This window comes from Priestia sp. P5_B4 (genome assembly GCF_056400385.1).
Window position 1 is genome coordinate 1 of sequence record NZ_JBFULJ010000177.1, and the last position, 6185, is coordinate 6185.

Here is a 6185-nt window from a genome sequence, read left to right on the forward strand (position 1 = left end):
GACAGAACGATGTGCGGTGTAAACAATCCCATTGTTAATGCAATGGGCTGATCTGTTGTTAAAACTGTTAAATTCTTTCCGTACGCTTTTTGCAGGTGAGCCGTTGTTGTTTCATTTCGCAGCTTCGTAATCATTTTACGGACTTTCCGCATTTGAATCACTTGCTTTACAGCTTTAATGAACAGTACAAACATCGTATGAAAAATAACCGCATTCAGCATGTATTCAATAAAAAACAAGCCGAAAAAGTGGGCTACTTTGTTACAAAGTAAAATTRAGTTAAACGATAAATTCCATCCAAACAGCAAATGCAGCACATACATGCCCATTTGCATAAGCAACGTCACGGCAATAAAAAAGCACAGGTTAAAAATAAGCTTAGAACGCTTTAGTATTCCTTGATTCATTGATTATTCATCCTTTTTTAACTGTTTGACTTTTGATTCGAGCATGCTTAATAGTGAATCATCAACTTCTTCTAACGCATCAAGCATATGAGTAACAGCAAGCGAACCAAATTCGTCGATCAATTCGTGCGTTAACTCTTTCGACTGAGCGTCGATAAATTCCTCTTTAGAGAGAATCGGCTGATACATCGACGTACGTCCTTTTAAACGCTTTTGCAACACGCCTTTTTCCACCAATCGATTCATAACGGTCATAACGGTGTTGAAGTTCACTGCTTTTTCTTTCTCAAGCACGTGCTGCACATCTTTAATGGACATTTCACTTCCGTTCCATAAAGCCGTCATAATTTTTGCTTCAAGCGGGCCAAAAAAGCGATTAAGGCCGGTTTCGTTAAATTTGAATTTTTCAATTTTCATATTCGACACCTCACACTACCAATTGTAGTGTGAGGTGTCAAATCCGTCAACTTTTCCATGACAACTGCCTTACAATTGTCATAATCACTTTTTTACTTCATCGGTTAAATGCTGAATGGATAGCACAACTGTATCGAGCTTGGCTTCAATTCGGTGAAGTAAATAAAGCGTCACCACAACGGGAAAACCAACGTCTGAGACAAGCGTAAACCACTCTGTCATCTTCCTCTCTCCTTTTAAAAAAGCCCTTCGCACCGAAGTGGAAGGACTTTCATTTTTAAATCGTAAATTCGGTTACATTTCGCTCGACGATTTGAGCGCCTTTTCTGGAAACGAGTGCTCCGCCGCTTGAAGTAAAGACATCGCTTGCGATCAGCGCGTTCATTGCTGCTGTAATGGCTGCCGCGTCTAACGTATCTTTAGGTGATTCAATCGATAGGCTTACTGCTTTTTGTGACTCATTCAAAAACTGCATCGTTAAAGTTTTCATACTCTACCTCTTTTCTTATTTTAAAAGTGAAAACGTGACAACTTCGTTGATTTCAACAAGCGGCAGTGACTGCAGGCTGGCAATGGTTTCACTTGCTGTAATGAGTGCATCTGCAGAACTTCCAGGCTGAATGTTCATATAGGATTTTGTCTTTAAATCGGGTTTTCCATCCTCTTTTATTCCTTGTTCTAATACTAAGCGAAGCTGGCTTGAATGCTGAATTTTTTCTGCCATCTTTTATTCCCCCTTTCACTTTATATATAGAAATGGAAATAGGAAAGAGGGATGATGGAAACATAAAAATTTTTGGTTTATAATGGGAGATAGTCTGAGTTAGAAAGAGGCTTTGGTAATGAGAAAGTGGAGCTTTTTATTTTTTGTTCTAGCATTCATGCACCCAGCTTCAGCACTTGCTGACGACGGTGCAGATGAAAAAAAGCTTGGTCCGTTTTACTACACGGTTTCTCATGATTATAGTCGAGAAAAATGGGATGTAGGGGTGTTAAATCAGCAAGACAAAACGAACATTCCTGAGACTGATTTGAACGATGAAACGCTAAAATTGTTTCAGCGTACGGTTGATGATTTAGCAGACCTCGCGATTCGATTTGCTGCTATGAGCGTACTGCTTGTATGTTCACTCGTTGTTTTTACGTACTTTCGCGTTCAAAGAAAACGCCCTTTTCTCCGCTTGTTTTTTGTTTTTTCAAGCGTTGGCTTTCTATTTTGCGTCTATACATCATTGGAGTTATTTAAAAAAACTGAACAAGCAAAATCTTTATTTTACTTACTATGACTTGAAACCCCAAAAAAACCAGCCGATCGGCTGGTTTTTTCATGCATTTYTTACGGTTATGTACTTCTGTTCATACGTCATTTCTTCCGTTTGCTTTTGCTGCTCCAAATGGTAATAAGCAGCGCATACTCCTCCTAACCCAGCCAGTGCTAGGACAATTAGAAGTATGGATGTCGCTTTTTTCATTGCCTTTTCTCCCCTTATGTTTAACCCTACCTAGCAACGGCATCCGTAAAAAAGAGTCCCCTTTCTCTTCTTTACTTGCTCATTACTTACGAAAGATATTATCATACTTTTTTTCACTTTTGTCATTTTTTTAGTTATTGTCAAAAAATTGTATATTTTATCCTTGATTTAATGAGTGTTTAAGAAAGTCAATGGACTGGTTTTTTGAAAGGCCAAACGCTGTCACGATATAATCAACGTAGGCAAGAAGCTCCAGATTCCCTCCTAATTTTGTTGTTTTAAATGATCGATTAAATCGATATTGCTTTTTATCTGAAAAGACGAGCCCTTCTTCTTCTAGAAATGTTTGAAATTGCTCATGTGGAAAGTAAAGCACATCGTTTCGAACGTTCTCTAAGTCAATCACAATAATCATATCTTCCAGCTCTGCTTTTAATTCCATCATACAATCAATGTATCCGCCGATGCAGCTGATTAAAGATGTGAGAAAAAAGGGTCCGTTTATATATTGAAACTGCTCAAAAATCGTCTCATCGATGTAGCTTGAAATACTTGACTTTAATACGTCATGAATTGGTTTTGATTCTTCCATGTACGGAATAGGAATATGAAACTTAGCTGATCCGTTATAAAACTGCTCCCACGCAATTGTTTTATCATACGCATCAATCACATCTGTGCTTCGAAAAATGATAGATTCCGCTGAATAAGAGGCTTTAACAAACGGTGTATGCAGCATCACCGTACTCTCGTCGTCCAAACGATAGTATTTTGGCTCGCTAGACTTGCTTAAAATATATTGCTTTAACCGTTCTTCTTCCATTTGTTCAACTAAATGCAAATCATATAGTGGCAGCACGTACATATTACACATCCCGTAATGAATATAGCTTTTCCCGTGCATCGGCCATTTTCTGTTATAGATAGACAGTTCTTTTGTGCAAAATTCCTCTATTCGCTGCGTTTGATCCTCGGATTTTTGATAGAGTCGATCTAAATGATAGCGATCATCGATTTCCGTAACGGGAGATGTGCCGCTTCCAATTCTTCTGTAAATTTTCCCGTAAGACATGTACGGAGGGTTTGGGCCTTCGGGAATCCAAATAACAAAAACACCTTGCCCGGGGTGATCTTCAGGTGATAAAAAACGCGTAACGATACGAGGAATGGGATTGGTGACATCTTTAAGCATATTATTAATAAACAGCTCATATTCTTTGCGCTCGAGCAGGTTAATGGAATGGTCGTCTTCATCTACGCCAAAAATAAGCCACCCTCCTTTTTCATTGGCAAACGAAGCGATGATATTTGGGATTTTCCGTTTGACCGTTGAGCTTACTTCGCGCTTGAACTCAAGCTGATAGCCTTCTTCTAAATATTTTTTCATCATGCGCTGCACATCTGAAAACTCAATTTCTCCAATTGTTTTTTTCTTTCCGTCTTCGCTTATAAATGGTGAATAAAACGATTCTTCGTTCACTTGTCTTCCCCTCCTCACCACTTCTATTTAACTTATCCATATGATGAGAAGTAAAAAGACAGTCATATTTCTTTGATTTTTTTCAAAAAACAAAGTTTTTACCAAATTAATCCTGTTTTATATTATGATAGAAAAAGAGGTGAAGAATATGATTGAAGCAATATTTTTAGACCGAGACGGAACGATTGGAGGCAGTAATGAAATACAATATCCAGGTGATTTTCAGCTGTTCCCCCAAGCAAAGCAAGCGATTATAGACATAAAGAAACAAAACATTCCGCTGTTTTCCTTTACGAATCAGCCCGATATTACAAAAGGAAAGGTAAAGAAATCACAGTTTATCTCTGAGCTTTTAGCTTTTGGATTTGATGATGTTTACCTTTGTCCTCATGAAGATTCAGACAATTGTTCGTGCCGCAAACCAAGGCCGGGCATGCTGTTAAAAGCAGCCGAGGAGCACAGCTTAAATTTGGCTAATTGCATCGTGATTGGCGACCGGTGGAAAGACCTCGTAGCGGCCCATGCAGCAGGAGCACAATGTATTTTAGTGTTAACAGGAGCTGGGCACGACACGTTACATGTACGGGAAAAATGGGCTGACGTACAAGCAGCCTTTATTGCAGCCAATATACAGGAAGCTGTTGAATTTATCTTTACATCACTGAGTTCACAGCCGATACTACCGCATTCACATACTCGTTAAACAGCTGATTGTTCTGTAATAATTGTTCATACTGCGGAGTGGTTATTTCAAGTTGCAGTCCTTTGTGGCGCTGATTGCCGTTTGCGATATTTCGAGGTGAAACGCCTTTTAAATGCACGGGCGTTTCACTGATCGGAAAACCTGAGAGTGCATGACGCACCGCTTTTTCTAACTTTTCGTCTCTTCCTCCGATATAAGTCGTGCAGACGTCGCTGTAGGCACCGTGAAGAGAAATCGTGACCTCTGATTTTTTAACGAGATGACGCGCCATTTCTTCATCGTAGTTTGCAGACGTAACATGCAATTCAAACGGATTTTCTGTTTTCAGCGTTTTAAATACGTACACCGTTGCGTTCAGCTTTTCTGCTATTTTTTCTGCTACTTCTTCTGTCCCAATTTCCATCGTTCCTCCGTGAATAGCAAGCACGACAATTTCTCTCCGGCGAACGACACATTCTATTTCGTAATCAATTCCCGCTCGTTCACACTGTGATAGTTCTTGAAAACTTTGATACACATCCCTCATCCGTTTCTTCACACCTTTCTTTTATCTTTCATATACCCAGGCTTTATTTTTTCTTTTTCTTCATATAGTAAAGGTATTAACCCTTTGTTTACTCGTTTATTTTTGTTTTTATACTTTATATTTTAGTGTGCACAAAAATTTTTTTTGAAATTCGAAATAAAAGTATTGCCAAACAAACCGTCCAGACGGTAAAGTATTCTAGGGAAAATCAAAAAGGAGGAAATTCGTGTGTCTACATTTGATGATATATTGCTTGCAGCTACGCAGGTTGTACAGCGTGACGGTGTTGGAAATTTGACGCTTGAAAAAGTAGCAAAAGAAGCCGGCGTCAGTAAAGGCGGTTTGTTGTATCACTTCTCTTCAAAAGATGAATTGATTAAGCAAATGCTGTATTCAGTCACAAAGAAATATGATGACGGACTAAACGTACAAGTTGAACATGACAATTCTCCTGGCAAATGGAGCCGGGCTTATCTCGCTGAGACGCTTCATGACCTTCAGCGTGAACAAGTGATGAGCGCGGGGTTACTTGCAGGTATTGCAACCAATCCTGAACTCCTGCAGCACTTTCAAAAGCAATACGAAAAGTGGCAGCAGCACATTGAACAAGACGACATTGATCCAGTCCTTGCTACCATTGTGCGCCTAGCAGCTGACGGATTATGGTTCAGTCAAATGTTTGGGCTCGCACCCGTGGATCCAGACATGCAAAAACAGATTCAACAACAACTTCGGAAATTAACAGAGGAGGGTTTTCGATGAAAGCCTATTTATTTTTAGCGATTGCTATTAGTTCAGAGTTATTCGGTACATCTATGTTAAAAGCATCAAACGGATTTACAAAATTTTGGCCTAGTCTTGGTGTTTTATTAGGGTTTGGTCTTGCTTTCTATGCGCTTTCCACATCGCTTCAGCACATTCCACTCAGCGTTGCGTATGCCATCTGGTCTGGTGTAGGAACTGCTGTGACAGCTGTGATTGGCGTAGTTATTTGGAAAGAAAGCGGCAGTCTCACGATGGTATTTGGCATCGTATTAATCATTGCAGGAGTCATTCTTTTAAATTTAAAATCAGTGGCTCACTAAAAAAAGAGCCAGTAAATACTGACTCTTAAGCAAAGGAGGAAAATCGACTGTCTACTTATGAAAGTAGTATGTATCGTTTTCCTTTTTTATACTCT

Annotated in this window: 11 protein-coding genes and 1 pseudogene; 4 read left to right on the top strand and 8 right to left on the bottom strand. The window is 39.3% G+C overall.

The annotated features are described in order from the left end of the window. The 5 genes and pseudogenes from AC1DRF_RS14400 to AC1DRF_RS14420 all read right to left on the bottom strand — a co-directional run. A pseudogene (locus AC1DRF_RS14400) lies at positions 1-407 on the bottom strand (M56 family metallopeptidase); the annotation flags it as partial. Positions 408-410: 3 nt separating this feature from the next. Beyond that, entirely contained in the window at positions 411-824 is a 414-nt protein-coding gene (locus AC1DRF_RS14405) for a BlaI/MecI/CopY family transcriptional regulator (protein ID WP_013057865.1), read from the bottom strand. An 84-nt stretch (positions 825-908) separates the two neighbouring features. Further along, complete coding sequence (locus tag AC1DRF_RS14410) at positions 909-1046, bottom strand: YvrJ family protein (RefSeq protein ID WP_013057866.1); 138 nt, start codon at positions 1044-1046, stop codon at positions 909-911. Positions 1047-1101: 55 nt separating this feature from the next. Beyond that, positions 1102-1314, bottom strand: coding sequence for a DUF2922 domain-containing protein (locus AC1DRF_RS14415; protein ID WP_034650620.1), 213 nt, complete (start codon positions 1312-1314; stop codon positions 1102-1104). 15 nt (positions 1315-1329) lie between these two features. After that, the gene (locus tag AC1DRF_RS14420; RefSeq protein ID WP_013057868.1) at positions 1330-1548 is read right to left on the bottom strand and encodes a DUF1659 domain-containing protein; all 219 of its coding nucleotides are present in this window, start codon (positions 1546-1548) and stop codon (positions 1330-1332) included. A 118-nt stretch (positions 1549-1666) separates the two neighbouring features. Between AC1DRF_RS14420 and AC1DRF_RS14425 the strand changes: the two genes are divergently transcribed. Further along, positions 1667-2110 carry a hypothetical protein gene (locus tag AC1DRF_RS14425; RefSeq protein WP_427075962.1) on the top strand — a complete coding sequence of 148 codons (444 nt, stop codon included), beginning with the start codon at positions 1667-1669 and terminating at the stop codon, positions 2108-2110. A gap of 39 nt (positions 2111-2149) precedes the next feature. On the opposite strand, the gene AC1DRF_RS14430 is transcribed toward AC1DRF_RS14425, so the two are convergent. Beyond that, the gene (locus tag AC1DRF_RS14430; protein WP_477740991.1) at positions 2150-2296 is read right to left on the bottom strand and encodes a hypothetical protein; all 147 of its coding nucleotides are present in this window, start codon (positions 2294-2296) and stop codon (positions 2150-2152) included. A 157-nt stretch (positions 2297-2453) separates the two neighbouring features. Beyond that, positions 2454-3776 carry an AlbA family DNA-binding domain-containing protein gene (locus tag AC1DRF_RS14435; protein ID WP_477740992.1) on the bottom strand — a complete coding sequence of 441 codons (1323 nt, stop codon included), beginning with the start codon at positions 3774-3776 and terminating at the stop codon, positions 2454-2456. A gap of 148 nt (positions 3777-3924) precedes the next feature. Here AC1DRF_RS14435 and AC1DRF_RS14440 point away from each other — a divergent pair, with 148 nt between their 5' ends. Then, entirely contained in the window at positions 3925-4479 is a 555-nt protein-coding gene (locus AC1DRF_RS14440; protein ID WP_097822759.1) for an HAD-IIIA family hydrolase, read from the top strand. Here AC1DRF_RS14440 and AC1DRF_RS14445 read toward each other — a convergent pair. Continuing rightward, positions 4430-5017 (bottom strand): poly-gamma-glutamate hydrolase family protein, encoded by a 588-nt coding sequence (locus AC1DRF_RS14445; RefSeq protein WP_477740993.1) that lies wholly within the window; start codon positions 5015-5017, stop codon positions 4430-4432. The genes AC1DRF_RS14440 and AC1DRF_RS14445 overlap by 50 nt on opposite strands. A gap of 216 nt (positions 5018-5233) precedes the next feature. Between AC1DRF_RS14445 and AC1DRF_RS14450 the strand changes: the two genes are divergently transcribed. Together AC1DRF_RS14450 and AC1DRF_RS14455 are read left to right on the top strand one after the other, a co-directional pair. Further along, positions 5234-5767 (top strand): TetR/AcrR family transcriptional regulator, encoded by a 534-nt coding sequence (locus AC1DRF_RS14450; RefSeq protein WP_043981414.1) that lies wholly within the window; start codon positions 5234-5236, stop codon positions 5765-5767. Continuing rightward, positions 5764-6090: a DMT family transporter gene (locus AC1DRF_RS14455; RefSeq protein WP_013057875.1), complete on the top strand. Its 327-nt coding sequence runs from the start codon at positions 5764-5766 to the stop codon at positions 6088-6090. The genes AC1DRF_RS14450 and AC1DRF_RS14455 overlap by 4 nt, the downstream gene beginning before the upstream one ends. Positions 6091-6185 lie beyond the last annotated feature (95 nt).